The 21,116-nt window shown below is 71.4% G+C and carries 23 protein-coding genes; 4 read left to right on the forward strand and 19 right to left on the reverse strand.

Annotated elements, in window-relative coordinates; genetic code table 11:
* Positions 1-268 precede the first annotated feature (268 nt).
* From BM288_RS01400 to BM288_RS01410, 3 genes are all read left to right on the forward strand, one after another.
* Complete coding sequence (locus BM288_RS01400; protein WP_318255267.1) at positions 269-1,585, forward strand: quaternary amine ABC transporter ATP-binding protein; 1,317 nt, start codon at positions 269-271, stop codon at positions 1,583-1,585.
* Positions 1,575-2,534: an ABC transporter permease gene (locus BM288_RS01405; RefSeq protein WP_092915152.1), complete on the forward strand. Its 960-nt coding sequence runs from the start codon at positions 1,575-1,577 to the stop codon at positions 2,532-2,534. Before BM288_RS01400 ends, BM288_RS01405 begins: the two co-directional genes overlap by 11 nt.
* A gap of 67 nt (positions 2,535-2,601) precedes the next feature.
* Positions 2,602-3,525: a glycine betaine ABC transporter substrate-binding protein gene (locus BM288_RS01410; RefSeq protein WP_092915154.1), complete on the forward strand. Its 924-nt coding sequence runs from the start codon at positions 2,602-2,604 to the stop codon at positions 3,523-3,525.
* Between the two features lie 125 nt (positions 3,526-3,650).
* On the opposite strand, the gene BM288_RS01415 is transcribed toward BM288_RS01410, so the two are convergent.
* The 14 genes from BM288_RS01415 to BM288_RS14185 all read right to left on the reverse strand — a co-directional run bounded on the left by BM288_RS01415 (position 3,651) and on the right by BM288_RS14185 (position 16,109).
* Entirely contained in the window at positions 3,651-3,971 is a 321-nt protein-coding gene (locus tag BM288_RS01415) for a GIY-YIG nuclease family protein (RefSeq protein ID WP_177220194.1), read from the reverse strand.
* 175 nt (positions 3,972-4,146) lie between these two features.
* The gene (locus BM288_RS01420; RefSeq protein WP_092915158.1) at positions 4,147-5,202 is read right to left on the reverse strand and encodes an alpha/beta fold hydrolase; all 1,056 of its coding nucleotides are present in this window, start codon (positions 5,200-5,202) and stop codon (positions 4,147-4,149) included.
* 46 nt (positions 5,203-5,248) lie between these two features.
* Positions 5,249-5,878 carry a CoA transferase subunit B gene (locus BM288_RS01425; protein ID WP_177220195.1) on the reverse strand — a complete coding sequence of 210 codons (630 nt, stop codon included), beginning with the start codon at positions 5,876-5,878 and terminating at the stop codon, positions 5,249-5,251.
* A 1-nt stretch (position 5,879) separates the two neighbouring features.
* The gene (locus BM288_RS01430) at positions 5,880-6,665 is read right to left on the reverse strand and encodes a CoA transferase subunit A (protein ID WP_092915160.1); all 786 of its coding nucleotides are present in this window, start codon (positions 6,663-6,665) and stop codon (positions 5,880-5,882) included.
* Positions 6,665-7,579 carry an alpha/beta fold hydrolase gene (locus BM288_RS01435; protein WP_318255268.1) on the reverse strand — a complete coding sequence of 305 codons (915 nt, stop codon included), beginning with the start codon at positions 7,577-7,579 and terminating at the stop codon, positions 6,665-6,667. The genes BM288_RS01430 and BM288_RS01435 overlap by 1 nt, the downstream gene beginning before the upstream one ends.
* Positions 7,576-8,322 carry a 3-hydroxybutyrate dehydrogenase gene (locus BM288_RS01440; RefSeq protein WP_092915164.1) on the reverse strand — a complete coding sequence of 249 codons (747 nt, stop codon included), beginning with the start codon at positions 8,320-8,322 and terminating at the stop codon, positions 7,576-7,578. Before BM288_RS01440 ends, BM288_RS01435 begins: the two co-directional genes overlap by 4 nt.
* The gene (locus BM288_RS01445; protein WP_092915166.1) at positions 8,319-9,008 is read right to left on the reverse strand and encodes a TetR/AcrR family transcriptional regulator; all 690 of its coding nucleotides are present in this window, start codon (positions 9,006-9,008) and stop codon (positions 8,319-8,321) included. Before BM288_RS01445 ends, BM288_RS01440 begins: the two co-directional genes overlap by 4 nt.
* Entirely contained in the window at positions 9,005-10,576 is a 1,572-nt protein-coding gene (locus tag BM288_RS01450; RefSeq protein ID WP_092915168.1) for a class I adenylate-forming enzyme family protein, read from the reverse strand. Before BM288_RS01450 ends, BM288_RS01445 begins: the two co-directional genes overlap by 4 nt.
* 4 nt (positions 10,577-10,580) lie before the next feature.
* The gene (locus BM288_RS01455) at positions 10,581-11,690 is read right to left on the reverse strand and encodes a branched-chain amino acid ABC transporter permease (RefSeq protein ID WP_092915170.1); all 1,110 of its coding nucleotides are present in this window, start codon (positions 11,688-11,690) and stop codon (positions 10,581-10,583) included.
* Between the two features lie 9 nt (positions 11,691-11,699).
* A complete protein-coding gene (locus tag BM288_RS01460; RefSeq protein WP_092915172.1) occupies positions 11,700-12,575 on the reverse strand; it encodes a branched-chain amino acid ABC transporter permease in 876 nt (291 codons plus the stop codon).
* Positions 12,572-13,279 (reverse strand): ABC transporter ATP-binding protein, encoded by a 708-nt coding sequence (locus BM288_RS01465; protein ID WP_092915174.1) that lies wholly within the window; start codon positions 13,277-13,279, stop codon positions 12,572-12,574. Before BM288_RS01465 ends, BM288_RS01460 begins: the two co-directional genes overlap by 4 nt.
* The gene (locus BM288_RS01470) at positions 13,276-14,031 is read right to left on the reverse strand and encodes an ABC transporter ATP-binding protein (RefSeq protein WP_092915176.1); all 756 of its coding nucleotides are present in this window, start codon (positions 14,029-14,031) and stop codon (positions 13,276-13,278) included. The genes BM288_RS01465 and BM288_RS01470 overlap by 4 nt, the downstream gene beginning before the upstream one ends.
* A complete protein-coding gene (locus BM288_RS01475; protein ID WP_092915178.1) occupies positions 14,031-15,245 on the reverse strand; it encodes a substrate-binding domain-containing protein in 1,215 nt (404 codons plus the stop codon). The genes BM288_RS01470 and BM288_RS01475 overlap by 1 nt, the downstream gene beginning before the upstream one ends.
* Before the next feature lie 240 nt (positions 15,246-15,485).
* Positions 15,486-16,109 carry a hypothetical protein gene (locus BM288_RS14185; RefSeq protein WP_177220196.1) on the reverse strand — a complete coding sequence of 208 codons (624 nt, stop codon included), beginning with the start codon at positions 16,107-16,109 and terminating at the stop codon, positions 15,486-15,488.
* A gap of 355 nt (positions 16,110-16,464) precedes the next feature.
* Here BM288_RS14185 and BM288_RS14375 point away from each other — a divergent pair, with 355 nt between their 5' ends.
* Positions 16,465-16,869 carry an ATP-binding cassette domain-containing protein gene (locus tag BM288_RS14375; RefSeq protein ID WP_177220197.1) on the forward strand — a complete coding sequence of 135 codons (405 nt, stop codon included), beginning with the start codon at positions 16,465-16,467 and terminating at the stop codon, positions 16,867-16,869.
* Positions 16,870-17,042: 173 nt separating this feature from the next.
* Here the strand turns inward: BM288_RS14375 and BM288_RS01490 are convergent, their stop codons facing one another.
* The 5 genes from BM288_RS01490 to BM288_RS01510 form a co-directional block, all read right to left on the reverse strand.
* Positions 17,043-17,519 carry an SRPBCC domain-containing protein gene (locus BM288_RS01490; protein ID WP_092915184.1) on the reverse strand — a complete coding sequence of 159 codons (477 nt, stop codon included), beginning with the start codon at positions 17,517-17,519 and terminating at the stop codon, positions 17,043-17,045.
* Positions 17,516-17,890 carry an ArsR/SmtB family transcription factor gene (locus BM288_RS01495; RefSeq protein ID WP_092916149.1) on the reverse strand — a complete coding sequence of 125 codons (375 nt, stop codon included), beginning with the start codon at positions 17,888-17,890 and terminating at the stop codon, positions 17,516-17,518. Before BM288_RS01495 ends, BM288_RS01490 begins: the two co-directional genes overlap by 4 nt.
* 70 nt (positions 17,891-17,960) lie before the next feature.
* Positions 17,961-19,175 carry a heparan-alpha-glucosaminide N-acetyltransferase domain-containing protein gene (locus BM288_RS01500; protein WP_092915186.1) on the reverse strand — a complete coding sequence of 405 codons (1,215 nt, stop codon included), beginning with the start codon at positions 19,173-19,175 and terminating at the stop codon, positions 17,961-17,963.
* A gap of 162 nt (positions 19,176-19,337) precedes the next feature.
* Positions 19,338-20,291, reverse strand: a complete 954-nt coding sequence (gene glpX, locus BM288_RS01505; RefSeq protein WP_092916151.1) for a class II fructose-bisphosphatase — start codon at positions 20,289-20,291, stop codon at positions 19,338-19,340.
* Positions 20,292-20,461: 170 nt separating this feature from the next.
* Positions 20,462-21,070: a DAK2 domain-containing protein gene (locus BM288_RS01510; RefSeq protein ID WP_177220198.1), complete on the reverse strand. Its 609-nt coding sequence runs from the start codon at positions 21,068-21,070 to the stop codon at positions 20,462-20,464.
* Positions 21,071-21,116 lie beyond the last annotated feature (46 nt).

The following is a 21,116-nucleotide window of genomic DNA, read 5'->3' on the forward strand; positions in this document are numbered from 1 at the left end:
CGACATCCGCGTGATTCCGCGGATTCCCGTGGATCTCGGCCGCCGCAATCCAAATCGCAGGTTTTGGCTATGGGTACCCTTGACGAGGCGTTCAGCAGATTCGGCTGGCCGTCCCCACAAGGACGCGACCGTCGACGAACCTGTCGGCGAGCGTATGGTGCCGCTTCGCGAACGAGACGACTCGTGCGAGAACGGCAGACGAACGACCGCGAGCGCGGCTGCACCCGTCCACGACTGAGAGCCCCTGACCGGGGCGACAGGAGCGAACGTGAGCGAACCCAGCGCGAACGGCGATGCGCCCATCGTCGATGACATCGTCGTGCGCGTCGAGCACCTGACCAAGGTGTTCGGACGGCGCGCGCGTGAGGCCGCCGACCGGCTGGCCCAAGGCGCCTCCCGCGACGAGGTGGCCAAGCTCGGCACCGCAGCGGTGATCGACGCCTCCTTCGAGGTCAAGCGCGGCGAGATCTTCGTCGTCATGGGCCTCTCCGGCTCCGGCAAGTCGACCCTGATCCGCATGCTGAACGGCCTGCTCGACGCGACGGCCGGCTCGGTCGACATCCAAGGCGAGCCGGTCACCGGCATCGACCCGAAGCGGCTGCGCGCCGTGCGCCGCTCGCAGGTGTCGATGGTGTTCCAGCACTTCGCCCTGCTGCCCCACCGGACGGTGCTCGACAACGTCGCGTACGGTCTCGAGATCCAGGGCGTCGAGCGATCGAAGCGGCTCGAGCTCGCCCGCGCGGTCATCGAGCGCGTCGGCCTCTCCGGCTGGGAGCACCGTCTTCCCAGCGAGCTCTCCGGCGGCATGCAGCAGCGCGTCGGCATCGCCCGCGCGCTCTGCGCCGACACCCCCGTGCTGCTCATGGACGAGGCCTTCAGCGCACTCGACCCGCTCATCCGCCGTGAGATGCAGGAGCAGCTCGTCGAGCTGCAGGCCGAGCTCGGCAAGACCATCGTCTTCATCACCCACGATCTCAACGAGGCGATGTTCCTGGGCGATCGCATCGCGGTCATGCGCGACGGCCGGATCGTGCAGATCGGCACGCCGGAGGACATCCTCACCGACCCGGCCAACGACTATGTGGCCCAGTTCGTGCAGGATGTCGACCGCACCCGCGTGCTCACCGCGGCGAGCGTCATGGAGCCTCCCGCCGCAGCCGTGCCGGTCACGATGGGCCCGCGCGGTGCGCTGAAGACCATGCGCGACATGCAGATCTCCGGCCTGCTCGTGACCGGGCCCGGCCGCACCGTGCTCGGTGCCGTCAAGGATCGCGACGTGCTCCGCGCGATCCAGAAGGGCGAGCACGACCTCGGCACGCTCGTCGACGCGAGCGTGCCGACGGTGAGCCCCGACACGAGCCTGGCGGATCTGCCGGAGCTCGCCATCACGAGCGGCATGCCCATCGCGGTGGTCGGCGAGGACGACCGACTGCTCGGCATCGTGCCGCGCGTGCTGCTGCTCGCGGCCCTCGGCAACGTCTCCACCGACACGAGCGAGTTCACCATCGTCGACATCCCGCCGGCGATGGATCCCCAGCTCGTCACGCAGACCCTCGACGACACGGAGGTGTCCGATGTTCGATGACCTGCGACTTCCCCTCGGTGACTGGGTCGAGGCCGGTGTCGACTGGATCACGGCCAACCTGGCGATCCTGTTCGACTTCGTCAAGTCGGTCATCACCGGCATCTACGACGCCATCGAGTACGTCCTGATCGAGCCGCCCGAGCTGGTGCTCATCCTCGTGCTCGCCGCCATCGCCTTCCTGGTGCGCGGCTGGAAGATGGCTCTCGGCACCGTCATCGGCTTATTCGTGATCGTGCTGGTGAACCAGTGGGACAACGCGATGGCCACCCTCGCGCTGACGATCGTCGCCGCGTTCTTCGCGCTGCTGATCGCCATCCCGCTGGGCATCTGGGCCGCCCGCAACGACACCGTCTCCACCATCGTGCGCCCGGTGCTCGACTTCCTGCAGACGATGCCCGCCTTCGTCTACCTGATCCCGGCGATCATCCTGTTCAACGTGGGCGTGGTGCCCGGCATCATCGCCACGATCGCCTTCGCGATGGCCCCTGGCGTGCGCCTCACCGAGCTCGGCATCCGCGGCGTGAACCGCGAGATCGTCGAGGCAGGCAGCGCCTTCGGCGCATCGCCCGGGCGCATCCTGCGCCAGATCCAGCTGCCGCTGGCGCTGCCGACGATCATGACGGGCGTCAACCAGATCATCATGCTGTCGCTGTCGATGGTGGTCATCGCCGCCATGGTCGGCGCCGGCGGGCTCGGTCAGCCGATCGTGCAGTCGCTGCAGCGCATCGACATCGGCCTCGGCTCCGAGGCGGGCCTGTCGGTGGTGATCCTCGCGATCTTCCTCGACCGCGTCACGAACGCCCTCGGCAGCCTGCAGGACCACAGCCCTGTCGCGAAGCTGCGTGCCCGCAGGGCCGCTGCTGACGCGCCGAGGCCGGCGGTAGTCGAACCCGACATGGTCGCATCGCCGACCGCAGAGACCGAAGCGGCCGCCGCCGGCGGCCGCTGAGACTGATGCGGCCGTCCCAGCGGTCGCGTCTGAGACACACGATACGAAACGAGAGAGGACACACACCATGAACAAGCGAATCATCCGCGGTACCGCGATCGCCGCTGTCGGCGCGCTCGCGCTGGCTGGCTGCTCGGCAGCCGGTGACGACCCGGAGGCGCCCGAGGGCGGCGCGACCGAGCAGCAGACCGAGCTCACGATCGGCGTCTTCAACGGCTGGCCCGAGGGCGAGGCCGCCTCGTTCCTGTGGGAGGCCATCCTGGAGGAGAAGGGCTACGACGTCGAGCTCGAGTACGCCGACGCCGGCCCCGTCTTCGCCGGTGTCGCCAGCGGCGACTACGACGTGGCGCTCGACGGCTGGCTGCCGACCACGCACGCTGACTACATGGAGGAGTTCGGCGAGGACATCGTCGACCTCGGCTCGTGGAACGACGATGCCGTGCTCACGCTCGCGGTCAACGAGGATGCCCCGATCACCTCGATCGAGGAGCTCGCCGACAACGCGGACGCGTTCGACAACCGCATCGTCGGCATCGAGCCGGGCGCGGGCCTGACCGCCGCCACGCAGGACGCGGTCATCCCGACCTACGGCCTCGACGGCATGGAGTTCATCACCTCGTCGACGCCCGCGATGCTCGCGGAGCTCAGCTCGGCGGTCGACGCCGGCGAGAACATCGTCGTCACGCTGTGGCGCCCGCACTGGGCGTACGACGAGTTCCCGATCCGCGACCTCGAGGACCCCGAGGGCACGCTCGGCGCCGCCGAGGAGATCCACACGCTGGCCCGCACCGGCATCGAGGAGGACTTCCCGCAGGTCGCCGAGGCGCTGTCGAACTTCCGGATGGACTCGGAGCTGCTCTTCTCGCTCGAGAACGCGATGTTCAACAGCGACGCTGAGGCCAGCGACTACCCCGAGGTCGTCGCGACCTGGATCGGCGAGAACCAGGAGTACGTCGACTCGCTGAGCGAGGGCATCGACCCCGTCGAGTAGCCACGTCGTTCGACGCCGAGGGCCTCGCATCCATCCCGGATGCGGGGCCCTCTTCGTAGGTCGAGGAGGCCGCGGGCGAAGCCCGCTTCGTAGGTCGAGGAGGCCGCGGGCGAAGCCCGTTGCCGTCACGAGACCGGAGGCGGCTGACCGTCCCGTCTCTGCCTCGCAGCCCACGACCGCGATCCCGATCCCGGCAAATCGTCCGCTCGCCCCTCGATCAGCAGCTGCCGCTTCCGCCGGCCCCATCCCGGCACCTGCTTCTCGGCCGCGTACGCCTCGTCGATCCGCTCGAACCACTCGGCGTGCACGATCTGCACCGGCCGTCGGCGCTTCGTGTACTTCGCGCCGATGCCCGCGTTGTGCTCGGCGACGCGGCGTTCCGCATCCCAGGTGCGTCCCACGTAGTAGGAACCGTCTGCGCACGCGAGGATGTACATGTACGGCATCGCACGACAGTGACGGATGCGCGACGAGCGCGTCGGGCAGACGTTTGCGGCTGTGGAGAGCGAGCGGCGACCACCGGTGTCGCAACGGCAGCGTCCTGCCGACGCGGCCGCCTCGACCTACGAGGGAACCACCGGTCTCGTGACGGCAGCGTCCTGCGGACGCGGCCTCCTCGACCTACGAGGGGTCGTGCGCCTCGATGTGCTGCTGCAGCAGGGTGCGGAAGCGATGCGGATCCTCCAGGTGCGGGGAGTGGCCGGCACCCTCGAACACGGCCTCCTGGTAGCTGCCGCCGTTCGCCGCGTACGCGTCGAGCACCGCGCGCGTCTGCGCGATCATCTGCTGCGGCGGCGCGGCCTCCTCCCCCGGCCAGCCCGGCACGATGCCGTGCTTGCCGAGCGTGTGGAAGTCGAAGAACGACTCGTCGCCGACGATCACGTCGTGCGCGCCGCGCACCCACAGGATGGCCGGCTTCTCCGCCACGTCGACGATGCCCGTCAGGTCGAGGTGCTTCGCCGACATCGTGTTGAGGATGCCGCGGTCGCCGGCGGCGAAGCCGGGCCACGACTCCGTCGCGATCCCGTCGCCGGGGTAGTTGTCCTCGCCGGTCTTCGTCGACAGCATCGACTCGACCCAGAGGTCCTCCTGCTCGTCGCTGAACCCCGGCGCCACGTAGCTCGCGCGGTAGACCGAGCGCGGGCTGGTCTGCTCGTCCGCGGAGGTGTCGCCGGCCGCGAGCCGCGCGACGAAGTCGGCATTGGCTCCCCCGCCGCCCGTGCCCGCCGCATCCGGCGTGCAGAGCGAGCCGTCGAGCCGGGTGCCGAAGCCCTGCGGGGGCACCGGCGCCTGCAGCGTCAGCGAGCGCACCAGATCGGGCCGGTCGAGCAGCAGCTGCATCACGACACCGCCGCCCATCGACCAGCCGACCACGTGCGCGCCCGAGACGCCCAGCGCATCCAGCACCGAGGCGACGTCGTCGGAGAAGTCGCGCAGCCCCCGCGTGGCGTCGACCGGCAGCGTCTCGCTGTCGCCGAAGCCACGCAGATCGATCGCGATCGTCGGCCGCGGCAGCGCCAGCATCAGCGGCTGCCAGAACAGCGACGACGACACGTTGCCGTGGATGAGCACGACCGGGGCGCCGGTGGCTCCCTCGGGCGTGCGCCGCAGGACGGATGCGCTGAGGCGGTCGGTCTGGACGACCTGCGCATCGATGCCGTCCAGGATCGTCGTCATGCCGGCAGCCCGGTGCGAGGAACGGCGCTCACTCGAGGAACGGCGCTCATTCCAGGATCTCCGGCTCGGTCTTCTCCCGCACTTCCTCGAGCGTGACGCCCGGCGCGAGCTCGACCAGCTTCAGGCCCTCGGGCGTGACGTCGAGCACAGCCAGGTCGGTGACGATCCGGTCGACGACGCCCTTGCCGGTCAGCGGCAGCGAGCAGGCGTTCACGATCTTCGCCGAGCCGTCCTTCGCGACGTGCTCCATCAGCACGATCACGTGGCGGGCGCCGTGCACGAGGTCCATCGCACCGCCGGGGCCCTTGACCATCTTGCCGGGGATCATCCAGTTGGCGATGTCGCCGCCGGCCGAGACCTGCATGGCGCCCAGGATGGCGGCATCGATCTTGCCGCCGCGGATCATCGCGAACGACGTGGCCGAGTCGAAGAACGAGGTGCCCGGCAGCGTCGTGACGGTCTCCTTGCCGGCGTTGATCAGGTCGGGGTCGACGTTGGCCTCGGTCGGATACGGGCCGACACCGAGGATGCCGTTCTCGCTCTGCAGCACGACGGTCACGTCGTCGGGCACGTAGTTGGGCACCAGCGTGGGCAGCCCGATGCCGAGGTTGACGTACATGCCGTCCTGCAGCTCCTGCGCTGCGCGGGCGGCCATCTCATTGCGGGTCAGTGCCATCTCAGCTCTCCTCGCTCGTGGATTCCTCAGACACGGTGCGGCGCTCGATGCGCTTCTCGATGTCGGTGCCGACCTCGATGATCCGGTGCACGAACACGCCCGGCAGGTGCACCGCATCCGGGTCGATCTCGCCCGGCTCGACGAGCTCCTCCACCTGGGCGATGCAGATGCGGCCGGCCATCGCCGCGGGCGGCGAGAACTGCCGGGCGGCCTTGTTGAACACCAGGTTGCCGTGGCGGTCGCCGCGCAGCGCGTGCACGAGCGAGAAGTCGGTCGTGATGGCCTCCTCGAGCACGAACTCCTTGGGCTCGCCGTCCACGTCGAAGGTGGCGGTGGGCTTCGGGGCCGAGGCCTGGGCGACGGTGCCGTCGGCGTTGTAGCGCTGGGGCAGGCCGCCCTCCTGCACCTGCGTGCCGACGCCGGCGCGGGTGTAGAAGGCGCCGATGCCAGAGCCGCCGGCGCGCAGCTTCTCGGCCAGGGTGCCCTGCGGGGTCAGCTCGAGCTCGAGCTCGCCGGCCAGGTAGCGGCGCTCGAACTCCTTGTTCTCGCCCACGTAGGAGGACGTCATCTTGTCGATCTGACCGCCGCGCAGCAGCAGGCCCAGGCCCCAGTCGTCGACGCCGCAGTTGTTCGAGACCACCTTGAGGCCGGTCACGCCGCTCGCCTCGATGGCCTTGATGAGCGCCATCGGGTTGCCAGAGAGGCCGAAGCCTCCGACGGCGATGGTCGCGCCGTCCGGGATGTCTGCGACCGCCTCCGCCGCGGACGCATAGGTCTTGTCGATCATCAGCGTGTCTCCTTCTGCACTGCGTGGGCCCGCGGGGCGACGGCGGCGCGTGCGGCCGCTTCGGCCACCGCATCCACCCCCGCACCCATCAGGATCGTGTAGTGGTTCGTGTGCTCGACGTCCGTGACGGAGAGCGCAGGCAGCCGGGACGTCCACGTCGCCAGCCACTCGTCATCGTAGAGGCCCGGCATCTCGTCGAACAGTCCGCGCGGGCTGCGCAGCAGCTGGACGGGCTGCTCGAGCGCCAGCAGCGCTTCGGTGTAGCCGCCGCGGCCGTCGAGCTCGACGAGGTTCGCCATCACCGCGTCCGGGTTCGCGGAGGGTCGCAGCGCGCCGTCGACCGGCATCAGGTCGTAGTCGACGTACTCCTCGATCGCCTCGCACCAGTACGGGCCGAAGGCCGGGTGCTGGCGCCAGAAGTCGCGGTAGGCGGCCGGCGACGCGAAGGTCATCCGCAGCCGCTCGATGGCCGGGCCCAGCACGTCCTCGGGCGCCAGCTCGCTGCCTTCGGGCGCGGGGCGCAGCGGCAGGCCGCCGTCGACGAGCACGAGCGACTCGACCAGCTGCGGGTGCGCGTGGGCGAGGCGCGCCGCCACGTAGGCACCCATCGAGTGGCCGACGACGATCGCCCGCCCGATGCCGGCGGCGCGCATGGCCGCCGCGACATCGTCCGCGTGCTGCGCGAGGCCGTAGGGACCGGGCAGCGACCGCGAGCCGCCGCGACCGCGCAGGTCGAGCGCGAGCAGCGGCGACTCCAGGCTGTCGGCCAGCGGCGAGAAGGAGCGGTGGTTCGCCGTGATCCCGTGGATGGCGACGACGGGCGTGCCCGACGCATCCGCTCGCCACAGCGTGCCGACGAGCTCGCCGCCGTCGACGGGCAGCCGCAGCGGCGTCTCGTTCGCACCGCTGGTCATCGCGCGCTCCATCCGCCATCCATGACGTACGAGGTGCCGGTGACCATGCCCGCGTGCGGGCCGGCGAGCCAGGTCGCGAGCGAGGCGACCTCCTCGGGCTCGACGAGGCGCTTGATGGCAGCCTCGGTCAGCATGACCTTCTCGAGCACCTCGCTCTCGGGGATGCCGTGCGTGGCCGCCTGGTCGGCGATCTGCGACTCGACCAGCGCGGTCTTCACGTAGCCGGGGTTGATGCAGTTCGAGGTGACACCGTGCTCGGCGCCCTCGAGCGCCGTCACCTTCGAGAGGCCCTCGAGGCCGTGCTTGGCGGCGACGTAGGCGGACTTGAAGGCGGATGCGCGCAGGCCGTGCACGCTCGAGAGGTTGATGACGCGCCCGAAGCCGCGCTCGTACATGCCCGGCAGCGCCGCGCGGATGAGCAGGAACGGCGCCTCGAGCATGAGCGTGTGGATGCGGCGCCACATCTCGGGCTCGTACTGCTCGATGGGCGCGACGCGCTGGATGCCGGCGTTGTTCACCAGGATGTCGGCGCGCAGCTCGAGCGACTCGAGCGCGGCGGTGTCGAGGAAGTCGACCTCCCACGCCTCGCCGCCGAGCTCGCTCGCGAGCGCCTGCGCGGCCGCCCCGTCGCGGTCGGCGATGACCACCTCCGCGCCCTCCGCGGCGAACGAGCGGGCGATCGCCGCACCGATGCCGGCGGCGCCGCCGGTGATGACGGCCCTGCGGCCAGCGAGCGTGCTCATGCGTCCTCCTTGGTCGGTGTCGCGGTGGCGACGTCGTCGGTCGCCGGGGCGGCGACGGTGTGGTGCGGGGGGACGGTGCCGAGCGCGCGCTGCACGAAGGCGACCATCTCGTCGAACACGTGCTCGGGCACGGTGGTGGCACCGGTGCCGTACGGCCCGTCCTCCGCCGTCGGCCACAGCACGTAGCGCATGCCGATCATCTCGCCGACGCCCATCAGCGCCCAGGCCGCGACCTCGGGGTCGATGTCGGCGATCTCGCCGGCGGCCTTCGCGCGGGTGAGGCCCTCCATGTAGCCCTCGACGATGCGCTCGTAGTGGTTGCGCATGGCGCCAGGAGCCACGTGCTCGGCCTCGCGCACGACGCGGTAGAGCGCCGGGTGCTCGGCGGTGAAGGCGAAGAAGCCGCGGAAGCCCTCGCGCTCGGCCTCTGCACGGTTGGAGCCGCGCGCCGCGCCGTCGCTCATGGCCGCGCGCACGCGCCGGTTGAGGTCCTCCACGAGCTGCTCGAACAGGTCGAGCTTCGACGCGAAGTACAGGTAGAAGGTGCCCTGGGCCACCCGCGCGCGCTCGGTGATGCGCGAGATCGACGCGGCCTGGTAGCCCTGCTCGGCGAAGACCTGCTCGGCTGCCGCCAGCAGCTTCGCCTTGGTCAGCTCGCCGCGCTTCGTCCTCGGCTCGGCAGTCATGCGTCCGCCCTCTCCTGCGTGTAGGCGGCCGTCAGCGCGCGGCGCAGCGGCTTGCCGCTCGTGGTGCGCGGGATGTCCTCGACCACGACGTACTGCTTGGGGTGCTTGAAGTCGGCGAGGCGACCGTCGAGGTGCTCGGCCAGCGCCGCCTCGTCGACGGGCTCGGCCAGCACCAGCCAGGCGACCAGCTCCTCGCCCCAGCGATCGCTCGGCACGCCCGCGACGGCCGCGTCGGCCACGCCCGGGTGCTCGAGCAACGCCATCTCGACCTCAATAGGCGCGATCGACTCGCTGCCCGATCGCACGATGTCCTTCACCCGGTCGACGATGCGGATGCGTCCGGCCGCGTCGCGCGCGACCAGGTCGCCGGTGCGCAGCCACGGCCCGTGGTGCGTGGCGGCGGTCGCGTCCGGGTCGCGGAAGTAGCCCTGGAAGACCGCCGGCCCGCGCACGAGCAGCTCGCCGGTGCCGGGACCGTGCTCGACCCGTCCGTCGATGAGCAGCGCGAGGTCGACGTGGGGGTAGGCGCGGCCGACGGTGCCGGCGTCGGACTCGTCGCGGCAGATGGTGACGTTGGGCGCCGCCTCGGTGAGGCCGTAGCCCTGCTGCACGTGCACGCCCTGCTGCGAAAGCTGCTCGGCCGCGCGCGGGTCGAGCATGCCGCCGCCGACGATGGCGGTGCGGATGCTGGTGAGGTCGCGCGCGACGAAGTCGGGGTGCTGGATGAGCGCCCGGTAGGTCGTGGGCACGCCCATGGTGGCGGTGACGCGGTGCCGCTCGATGAGCGCGAGCGCGCGGCCGGCGTCGAAGGTGCGCTCGAGCACGACGCGCGCACCCACCCACCAGGCCAGCAGCGGCTGGATGTTCCAGCCCGCCACGTGGTGCTGCGGCAGCACCTGCAGCACGACGTCGTCGGGGGTGAGCGGCGTGGCGCGCGAGAGCGCGAGGTTGTTCCAGGCGCAGTTCGCGTGGCTGAGCACGACGGCCTTCGGCGCGCTCGTGGTGCCGGAGGTGAAGAGCATGAGCAGGCCATCGTCGTCGGCCGGCACGCCGTGACCGAGGTGGGCCGACGCATCCGGCACCTGTGCCTCGACGCCGGAGGCGCCCAGGGTGGTGGTGCGGATGCGGTGCTCGCCCAGGCGCGCGAGCGCGGCCTCGGCGACGGGCAGGTGGTCGTCCTCGACCAGCAGCAGCGAGGGGTCGGCGATGGTCAGCTGGGCGGCAAGCTCGCCCGCCGTGAGCCGCCACGACAGCGGCACGAGCATGGCGCCGGCCTTCGCGCAGGCGAAGAAGAGCACCACCTGGTCGGCGGTCGAGCCGGTGACGGTCGCGATGCGGGCGCCGCGGCCGTGGCCGGCCTCGCCGAGCGCATGCGCGAGTGCGGTGGCGCGCGCCTCGAGTTCACCGTAGGAGACGGTGACGCCGCGATCGAGGATCGCGGGCCGCGCCGGGTCGGTCGCGGCACGGTCGGCGGGCCAGCGGCCCACGGTGAGCGCGCCCGGTGTCGGTGCGCCAGGGGTGAGCGCGCCGGGGGTGCACTCGCCCGGTGTCGTCGCTTCGGCTGCCATCGCCCTAGGCTTCCACGTCCTGCAGCGCCTCGGGCTGTGCGACGTCCTGCTTGCCGCCGCGCCGCTTCGTGATGCGATGGCTGAGGCCGACGATGCCGCCGGGCGCGAACATCACGACCAGCACGAAGAGCATGCCGAGGATGAACAGCGGCTCGGACAGCGGGATGCGGAGCACGTCGGGCAGGTCGTGGATCCAGGCGGCGGAGGCCAGGTCGGCCAGCCGCTGGTCGAGGATCGTGTAGACGATGCCGCCGACGATCGCGCCCCAGCGGTAGCCGAGGCCGCCGAGCACGACGATCACGAGCAGGGTGAGCGTGAAGTCGGCCGTCGAGATGCGGGGCGTGGCGCCCGACTGCAGCAGCATGAAGCCCATGCCGGCGACGGAGCCGAGCACCGCGGCGGCGATGAACACGAACAGGCGCACGGTGTAGGGCCGCAGGCCCAGCACCGTCACGCGCAGCTCGTTCTCGCGCGAGGCGGCCACCACGTGGCCGAGCCGGGAGCGCTCGACCCACAGGCATGCGAGGTAGACGAGCACGAGGATGCCCAGCGCCAGCCAGTACAGGTTGCGGGTGTTGACGACGCCGACGAAGAACTCTGGCACCACCTCGGTGGTGATGCGCACGCCCTCCTCGCCGCCGGTGAGGCCGCCGGTGTTGCGGCGGATGAGCACGTTCGCGGCCTGCGCGAAGGCGAGCGTGACCATGGCGAACGAGATGCCGGTCACCCGCAGCGCGAGCGCGCCGACCAGCCCGCCGAGCACGAGCGCCAGCACGAGCGTGAGCACGATCGAGATGAGGAAGACCACCGTCGGCGGCATGCCGCTGGGCGCGAGCAGCCCCAGCAGGATGGCGAGCCCGTACGCGCCCGCGGCGAAGAACATCGCGTGACCGAACGAGAGCATCCCGGCGACGCCGAAGATGAGGTGGTAGCTGAGCGCGAGCGCCGCGATGAGGAACGCGTAGGCGAGCATCGACATCGCGCCGGCCGTGTAGGTCGGGCCGGGCAGCACGCCCGGGATGTGGATGTTGAGCAGCGGCAGGATCGCGGCGACGACGACGATGACGCCGCCGATGGCGAGCTTGCCCCAGAGGGACGTGAAGAAGGTGCGCATCGTCATCTCCTAGTGCTTGACCTTGCCCATGAGGCCGGTCGGTCGGAACAGCAGCACGAGTGCCAGGGCGAGGACGACCGCGAAGTCGCCCCAGCCGCCGTAGAAGTTCGCGAACTGCTGGATGACGGCCACGAGCACGGATGCGATGGCCGCACCGGTGAGGGAGCCGAGGCCGCCGATGACGGTGACGATGAAGGCGAAGATGAGCAGCGAGGTGCCCTGGTGCGCCGACACCTGGCCGTAGTAGACGGAGGCGAGCACGCCGCCGAGGCCGGCCGCGGCACCGCCGATGGCGAAGACGATCGTGAAGGCGCGGCGCACGTCGATGCCGAGCGCGGTCACCATGGTGCGGTTCTCGACGCCGGCGCGGATGACGAGGCCGTAGCTGGTGCGCTGCAGGAACAGCACGATCAGCAGCAGCACGGCGACGGCGGCGCCGATGAGGAGCCAGCGGTCGTTCGGGATGTTGGCGCCCAGCACGTTCGTGGTCTGGCCGAGCCACCCCGGCAGCCGGATCTGGATCGGGTCGGTGCCCCAGATGCCCTCGAACAGGGCCACCGATGCCAGGCCGAGCCCGACGGTGACGAGCACCTGCTCGATGTGGCGGTTGTAGAGCGGCCGGATGAAGACCAGCTCGGTGAGGGCCGCCACCACGGCGCCGACCACGACGCCGACGAGCATGCCGATCAGCAGGCCGCTCCAGGTGCCGTCGCCGACCCTGCGACCGACCTCCCAGCCGATGAAGCCGGCGATGGTCAGGAACGAGCCGTGCGCGAAGTTCAGCACGCCCATCAGGCCGTAGATGAGCGAGAGCCCGCTCGCCACCAGGAAGTAGAGGGCGCCGAGGCCCACGCCGGTGATGAGCAGCAGGATGATGATGCTCACGCTGCCTCCTCGTCGGTCGAGACACCGAGGTGCCGGTGCACGAGGTCGGAGTCGAGGAACTCGGCGGCCGGGCCCGTGTGGACCACGCGACCGCCGGAGAGGACGATGACGGTGTGCGCGAGGGCGCGCACCACCTGCAGGTTCTGCTCCACGAGCAGCATCGGTGTGCGCTCGGCGGCGGCCTCGAGCGCCTTGGTCACGGTGCCGACGATCAGCGGTGCGAGCCCCTTGGTGGGCTCGTCGACGAGCAGCAGCCGATTCTCGTTCATCAGGGCACGCGCGAGCGAGACCATCTGCTGCTGGCCGCCCGAGAGCGTGCCCGCCTGCTGCTTGGCGCGCTCGATGAGCTCCGGGAAGAGCGCGGCGACGACGGCCCGGTTGGGGGCGCCGTCGCGCTCAGCGAGGCGGAGGTTCTCCTCGACGGTGAGCTGGCTGAAGACCTCGCGGTCCTCTGGCACGTAGGCGATGCCCTGCTGCACGATGCGGTGGGTCATCAGCTTGTCGATGCGGGTGCCGTCGAAGGTCACCTCGCCGCTGCGCTCGTAGAGGCCCAGCAGCGCCTTGATGGTGGAGGACTTGCCGACGCCGTTGCGGCCCAGCAGCGCTGTGACGCCGTGCTCGGCGACGTCGAAGGAGGCGTCCTCGACGACCTGCTGGCCGGCGATCCGGGCGCTGAGGCCGCGCACGGTGAGGATGTCGGTCATACGGTCTCTCCGAGGTAGGCCTTCTGGACTTCGGGGTTGGCCATGACGGCCTTGGGGGTGTCGATCGCGAGCAGCTCGCCGTGGTGCATGACGGCGACGCGGTCGACGAGGCCGAGCAGCACCTCCATGTGGTGCTCGACCATCAGCACGGTGCGCCCGGAGGCGTGCAGGCGGCGGATCACCTCGACCAGGCCCGGCACGTCGCCCGAGCCGACGCCCGCCATGGGCTCGTCGAGCAGCACCACCTCGGGCTCGGTGGCCAGCAGCATGGCGATCTCGAGCTTGCGCTTGTCGCCGTGCGAGAGCACGCCGGCCTCCGTGTCGATGTGGTGGGCCAGGCCCACCTCTTCGAGGCAGCGCTCGGCGATGCCGGCGGCCTCGTCGTCGGCCCGGGGGAACTTCCAGGGGCTGGTCGCTCCCCCGAGCTTCGACTGCGCCGCGAGGCGCACGTTCTCGCCGGCGGTGAGGCCGGCGAAGACGCTGGAGGTCTGGAACGTGCGGCCGAGACCGACCCTCGCCCGCTGGTGCACCTTGCGCCGCGTGACATCCTCGCCCGCGAGCGACACGGAGCCGCTCGTGGGGATGAGGACGCCCGAGATGATGTTGAACAGCGTCGTCTTGCCGGCGCCATTGGGGCCGATGACCCCGATCATCTCTCCGGTCGCGACCTCGATCGAGACGTCGTGCAGGATGCGCGCGCCGCCGATCTGGAGGCCGACGCTGTGCAGCGCGAGCGCGAGTCGGTCAGCCATCACTCGCCCGCGATCGGAGGTGCGACGGCCTCGGCGTCGGCGATCTCGACGAGCTCCGGCACCCACTCGCCGTCCTGGTCGACGAGCGAGACCTGGAACATCGGCTGGATGAGCGCGTGGTCCTCGGCGCGGATGGTGAGCTCGCCCTTGACCGACTCGAAGGTCCAGCCCTCGAGCGCGGCGATCATGCCGTCGACGTCGCCGGCGGCCTCGGTGATGGCGTGCACGAGCATCTGCGCGCCGACGAAGCCGTCCGGCGTGAACAGGTCGGCCTCGTAGCCGTTCTCCTCGAGGTAGGCGTCCATCGCCTGTGCCGCCTCGTTGTCGGTCGCGCCCGGGAAGTAGTGGTTCAGGAACTGGATGTCGCCCGATCCCGGTCCGTAGGCCTGGTACGACGCGCGGTCGGCGAGGCCTGTGACGACGGTCGTCGACTCGAGCACCTGCTGCTGCGCGAGCGCCTCCCACATGGCACCGGTCGTGGCGCCGGCCCAGGCGACGAAGACCATGTCGGGGCTCTCGGCGGCGATCTGCTGCGCGAACGGCGTGAACTCGGTGGCGTCCTCGGGGACGAGGATGGGCGTCACGGTCGCGCCCTCGGCGCCGAGCACTGCCTCGACCGAGGCGACGTTGCCCTGGCCGAACGCGTTGTCCTGGCCGAACACGACGATGTTCGAGCCCTCGACGCTGTCGAGGAAGGTCGCGGCGGTCGCGACATCCTGCAGCGTCTGGCGGCCCGAGCGGAAGGTCTGCTCGTTGATGCCGGTGATGGCATCGGCAGCGGCGGGGCCGGAGAGGAACAGCACGTTGTTCTGCGCCGCCTGCTCGGCGACGGCCAGCGAGACGCCGGAGGCCGCGGACCCGCCGATGATCTGGTAGCCCTGGCCGATGACGTCCTTGGCGAGGTTGACGGCCGTGTCGGGGTTGCCCTGGTCGTCGAGCCACTCGATGTTGAGCTCGATGCCCTCGATCTCGCCGGTGCCGTCGGTGGCGTAGTCGAGGCCTGCCTCGAAGCCCTGCTGGTAGGTGGCGCCGTAGGCGGCGAGCGGGCCGGTGATCGAGGTGATCATGCCGACATCGACGGTGACCGTCTCGGCCGCGCCCTCGGAGCCGGCCGGCTCGGAGGCATCCGGGCCTGCTGTGGTGGGAGCGCACGCCGTGAGGGCGAGCGCCGCGATGGCGATGCCGACCCCGGCGAACTTCGTTGTCCTGCGCATGAGTTGCCTTTCAGCTGTGCGAGCCCCGTCAGGGGCGGCTCGGCTGGGCGAGCACTCCCTCGTGCGGCTTCACGGTGTCAAGAACCTGACAGGTGGTTCAGGTTTCAGGTTCAAGCATGCGCCGCAGGCTCGCGCGTGTCAAACCCGCCGTTCGAACGTGACCGGATCGTGACCAGCGCAACGGACGGCACGGCCGCTCGTGCTGCTCAGGAGCAGGTGCTGCTCACGAGAAGGCGCTGCTCAGAAGGCACCGAGGGCCGCGGCGTACGCGGCGGGATCGGCGCGCGTCTCCTCCGTCATGAGAAGCGCAGAGCTGCTGATGACGCGGGTGTGCTCGCTGCGGCACGGGATCGTGACGATCCTCGTGAGCCCGGCCTCCCACGCCGCGATGAGCGCGGCGAGCGAGCGGTGCTCGGGCGTTTCCCGCAGCGGTTGCTGCATCGCCTGTGTCAGCGCATCGAAGCGCCGACCGCTCCACTCCAGGTAGCCGCGCTCGAGCGCCGCGTCGCCGAAGCGGTCGCGCCAGCTCGGCCCGTGCATGGCAAGCAGTGCCGCCAGCCGCTCGTCCGAGGCGTCCTCGGTGTGCATGAGGGCCTCGAGCCGCTCCCCCGGGATCACGCCTCCGGCATGCTGCACCGCCGCGCTCCAGAGCTGCACCCGGGCCGCCTCCCACATGGAAGCATCCTCCGGCTCCCCCGCGGCCTCCGGCGTCTGGACGAGCAGCGGCGGCACGTCGCCCTCCGGTTGCAGCGCATATGCCTCGCGGATCCAGAGCAACTCCTCGATCGGCGAGCTGTGGTCCTCGATCGAGATGCTCATCGCGGGCGGCCACTGGTTGCCGGGCATCGACATCATCGAGCGCATCCGACCCTCCTCGTGCGGACGACGGCGTCCGCCGCACCAGTCTCGCGGGCGAGGGCTGCGTCTTCCACCGGCATGTGAGAGCCGTCCCATCCCCTGGCCATCGCCGACTCATCGCCGGCCATTCGAATGGATCCCGTTGCGACAGCGCGACGACCAGAGAACGACGAGGAGACACCATGATCCCCCGGGCGATCGTCGGCGCGCTCACCGTCGTCGGCATGCTCGCGACGCACCTGCGCAACCTGGGCCGGGTCGCCGAGTACCACGCGCGCGCCGGGGTCGCCAGAGCCGCGGCGATCCGCTTCCTGCAGCTCGAGCCCCTGCCCGATCCGGCCGGGCTGCCGGCGACAGCGAGGTGGGCCGAATCGCCGCCATCACCGGCGTCGACGCGCTCGCCGAGCGACTCGACCAGGGCTGGGGCACCGACGTCGGGGAGTCCGGCAGGCAGCTCTCGGCCGGCCAGCGCACGCGCGTCGCACTCGCCCGGGCGATGCTGGGCGATCCGCGCATCCTCGTCCTCGACGAGGCCGACGCGCACCTCGACGCGCAGACGCGCGAGACGCTGCGCGAGGTCGTGCGCGGCCGAGCCGGCACGACGCTCGTCCTCACCCACGACGCCGAGCTGGTCGCATCCGCCGACGTGGTCTGGCACCTGGATGCCGGTCGCCTGGTGGAGGCGGGGCCGCCGACCGTGCTGCTCGCCGGCGACGGCCCCGCCGCGCGCCTGTTCGCCATGCGCGCCCCGCAGCCGGTGCGCTGACGCGCCCCCGTGCGGCCAGGCCTGCTCGAGCGGTGGAGCAACCCGCGAGCGGTGGAGCTGCGACCCCACCGCTCGCGGGTACCTCCACCGGTCGCACACAGAGCACGCGTCACCGGCGCCGCTGCTCTGGTCAGCGCGAGGACCCGAGCCTCAACCCAGCGCGGGCCCGAGCCTCAGCCCCAGTGCGAGGCCATGCGCTCATAGCCGGCGTCGATGCCGGCGTCCATGCCGCTCGCGTAGGCGCCGTCGCGGCTCTCCTTCGAGTCGTAGACGATCACCGTGCGCAGCGTCGTGACGCCGTCGTGCTCGGTGAGCGTCGAGCTGTTCGTGGTGGGCGGGAACTCCATGCCGCCCACCGCGCTGCCGCTCATGCGCTCGGTCGTGACGATGCGGTGCGGCGCGTCTGCTTCGAGCACGTCGCCGGAGATCTCGAGCTCGCCGCTGCCGTCGACCCACACCCAGCGGAACGAGCCTCCGGCGCGCATGTCCATCTCGCACGTCGGGAACTCGGTCTCGGGGTCGGGGCCCAGCATCCACGTGCGCACGATCTCCGGGTCGGTGTAGGCCTTCCACACCTCGCTCGCCGGCGCATTGAAGTCGCGCTCGTAGGCGATCGAGGTGTCGTCCGGCAGGCTGAATCGGGTCTTCATGATGCTTCCTTCGGTGTCGGGCCGGATGCGTCCGGCCGGGTTCCCGACGTGAGGTGCGCCTCGAGGCGGTCGAGTCGGGCGTCGACCTGCACCTCGAACTGGGAGACGAAGACGGCAGCGCGAATGAGCGGCGCCAGCTCGATCATGCGGTGGATGCGCTGCGCGTCGCGCTCGGCCCGCACCAGCCCAGCCTCCCCCAGCACCTTCAGATGCTTGGAGACCGCCGGCTGGCTCAGGTCGGTGAGCGCGGTGAGCTCGGTGACGGTCGCGGCCCCCGACCGCAGCCGCAGCAGGATGCGGCGGCGCGTGCGGTCGGAGAGCGCGGCGAAGATGCGGTCGAGCGCCTCGTCGTCGACACTGTGCTCGTGCATCTCGCCTCTCGCCTCCATCACCATTCGGTTCTATAACTGTTTGGTAATGTACGCTCGCGCTCCGCCCGTGTCAACCCCCGGTCGCGTGCGCCCGGTCGTCGGCGCGGTCGCCGCCGGCGCGATCGGCGAACCAGCCGACGAGCCGCTCGAACGGCCCGCGCGCACCGCTGGCCGCCAGCCAAGCGCCGATCAGGAGCGCGACCGCGACCTGCACCGCCCAGCCGCCCCAGCCGCTCGCGATCCCCGGTGCGGTCTCGATGAAGAGCCCGCCCAGCAGCGTCACCAGCACGATGTGCACGATGTAGATCGTCAGCGGGGCGCCGCCGGCCGCGCGCACCGGCTCGAGCAGCCGGCGGGCGCGCGGGCCAAGGCGCAGCACGAGCAGGCTCAGCAGCGCGATCGTGAGCAGCGCGATGCCGGCGGTGCGGGCGATGTCGGCCGGCGTGCCCGTGTGCGGCGCGGCGAGCAGCTGCCACAGCAGACCGCCGGGCTCGGCCGGAGCGACGGGCACGGCGCCGTACCCGTTCTGCAGCAGGATGTCGCGGGCGAGCGCCGGCTCCCCCGGCGCGACCGCAGTGGTGAGCAGCAGCACGCCCACCTCGCTCAAGGCGACGCCGATACCTGCCAGCAGTGCCCCGAGGCCCGCCAGCCGCACGAGGGTCGCCCGCTCGGCGTGCTGGGCGCGCGCGGCGAGCAGCGCCCGCGCGGCCAGCATGCCCATGAGCAGGTAACCGAACCAGATCAGCGCCGGGTAGACCCCGGTGAGCAGCACGTCGGTGAGCGCGGGCAGCAGCGACTCGGCGGGGCTCAGCTCGCGCGAGATGCGCGTGAGCGACGGTAGGTTCGCCGCACCCCAGGCGACGGCGCTGCCGCCACCGACCCCGATCGCGGCGGCCAGCACGGCCAGCAGCCACGTCGGCGCGAGCAGCGCGAGGCCGCCGACGGCGATCGCGACACCGAAGGGCACCAGCACCACGTAGACCGCGGTCGCCAGTGGCGCCACCAGCACGCCCAGCACCGCCACGACCAGGCCCCGCACGACGGTCGAGCGCACCGCTCCGGCCCGATCGCCGACGGCGAGCCGGGCGCGAGCGGCGAGCACGACGCTCACGCCGCCCAGCACCGCGAACAGCGTCGAGGGCGGCCCGTCGGTGAGCGCCACGGCCGCTGCCGGCGGCGCACCCGCCCAGGTGAGCGTGTGCGCGGCCATCATGCCCGCCAGCGCGACGAAGCGAGCCAGGTCGATGCCGACCAGCCGGTCGCCGGCGCGCGCAGAGCCGCTCACGCACCCATCGTGCCGCACCCGGCCGCGTGCGCCGAGCATCCGCTCACCCCGACGTGGCCAGCGCCGCAAGAGACGCGGCCCGGCGCCGCGACGACGCAGCCCGCGCCGCAGACGACGCGACCCCGCGGCCGCCGGGGCCACGGGGTCGCGATCGGGCGTGCGTCAGCTGCGCGCCCACTCCTTCTCGAGCCACTTCTCGGCGCGGTGCTCGGCGATCACGCGGCGCGCGGTGCCCGTCTTCGAGCGCAGCACGAGCGACTCGGTGCGGATGAGCGGCCCCTTGCGGCGCACGCCGTCGAGCAGCTGCCCGTCGGTGACGCCGGTGGCGACGAAGTAGGTGTTGTCGCTCGCGACCAGATCGTTCAGCCCGAGCACGCGCGTGAGGTCGTGACCGGCCGCGACGACCTTGCGGTGCTCCTCGTCGCTCTGCGGTGCGAGGCGGCCTTCCATGAAGCCGCCGAGCGCCTTGATCGCGCACGCGGTGATGACGCCCTCGGGGGTGCCGCCGGCCCCGGCGCAGATGTCGATGCGGCTCTCCCAGCGGGAGGCGTTGATGCCGCCGGCGACGTCGCCGTCGCGCATCAGGCGCGTGCCGGCGCCGGCCGAGCGGATCTCCTCGATGAGCTCCGCGTGGCGCGGGCGGTCGAGCACGGCGACCACGATCTCCTCGACGTCCTTGCCGGTGGCCTTCGCGTACTCGCGGATGTTGTCGCCGATCGACTGGTCGAGCGAGATGACGCCGATCGCCTCGGGGCCGGCGACCAGCTTGTCCATGTAGAACGCGTCGACCGGGTCGTACATCGTGCCGCGGTCGGCGACCGCGATGACGCTGAGCGCGTTCTGGCGGCCGGCGGCGGTGAGCGAGGTGCCGTCGATCGGGTCGACCGCGATGTCGGCGCTGGGGCCGCGGCCGTTGCCGACGTGCTCGCCGTTGAAGAGCATCGGCGCCTCATCCTTCTCGCCCTCGCCGATGACGATCACGCCGTCGAAGGCGACGGTGGCGAGGAAGGTGCGCATGGCGTCGACCGCTGCGCCGTCGGCCGCGTTCTTGTCACCGCGGCCGATGTACGGCACGGCGCGGATGGCGGCGGCCTCGGTGGCTCGCACGAGCTCCATCGCGAGGTTGCGGTCGGGGTTGTCGAAGACGGGAGCCTTCTGCGAGTCGCTCTGCGGCACGGGGTGTCCTCCAACGGATCAGGGATTGTTTCGAGCCTAGTGAGCGGATGCGTCCTGGCCGCCATGCCGTGCGGCGAAAGTCCCGCGGTTCCTTCGCAGGTGCGAGGGTCTCACTCGAGCTCGGCGATGACGTCCGCGACCGCGGCCAGGACGACCGCCGACGAGGCGGCCCCGGGGTCGGGGTAGCCCAGGTCGGGGCTGGAGGCGTCGAAGCGATCCTCGATGGCAGCGGTCTGCATCGCTGCCTCCTCGGCGACGCCGGCCGCGTGGGCGGCGGCATCGGCGCCGCTCTCGCCGCGCTGCAGGTGCACGTGGGCGTCACCGAGCGCCGGCAGCAGCGTGTCGACGAGCGACTTCTGGCCCAGATGGGCGTCCGTGGCGGCCTCGAGGCCGCGCAGCGCGGCATCGACCATGGCCGTCGGCCCGTCGACGATCGCGGCGGCCGCAGCTCTGCCCATCGCGCCCCAGAGCGTGTTGGCGTTGCCCACTTCGCCCGCCCAGGCATCGCTGGCGGCGGCGAGTGCCCCGCCGTCGGACGCGGCCTCAGCGGCGGCGAGTGCGGCGGTGGCACCGGCGAGCATGTGGGTGCCGTGGTTGCCGTCGTCACCGACGGCGTCGAGCTCGTCCAGCTCCTCGCGAGCCTCATCGAGTGCGGCCACGATCCGCTCGAGTGCCGTGCGGACGATGGCGTCGCGCAGCTGCCCATCGTTCGTCTGCATGTCGTGCCTCCTGGGCGCACCCGGCGTCGGCAGGGCGCGTGCCAGA

The organism is Agrococcus baldri (genome assembly GCA_900114805.1).
GTDB lineage: Bacteria > Actinomycetota > Actinomycetes > Actinomycetales > Microbacteriaceae > Agrococcus > Agrococcus baldri.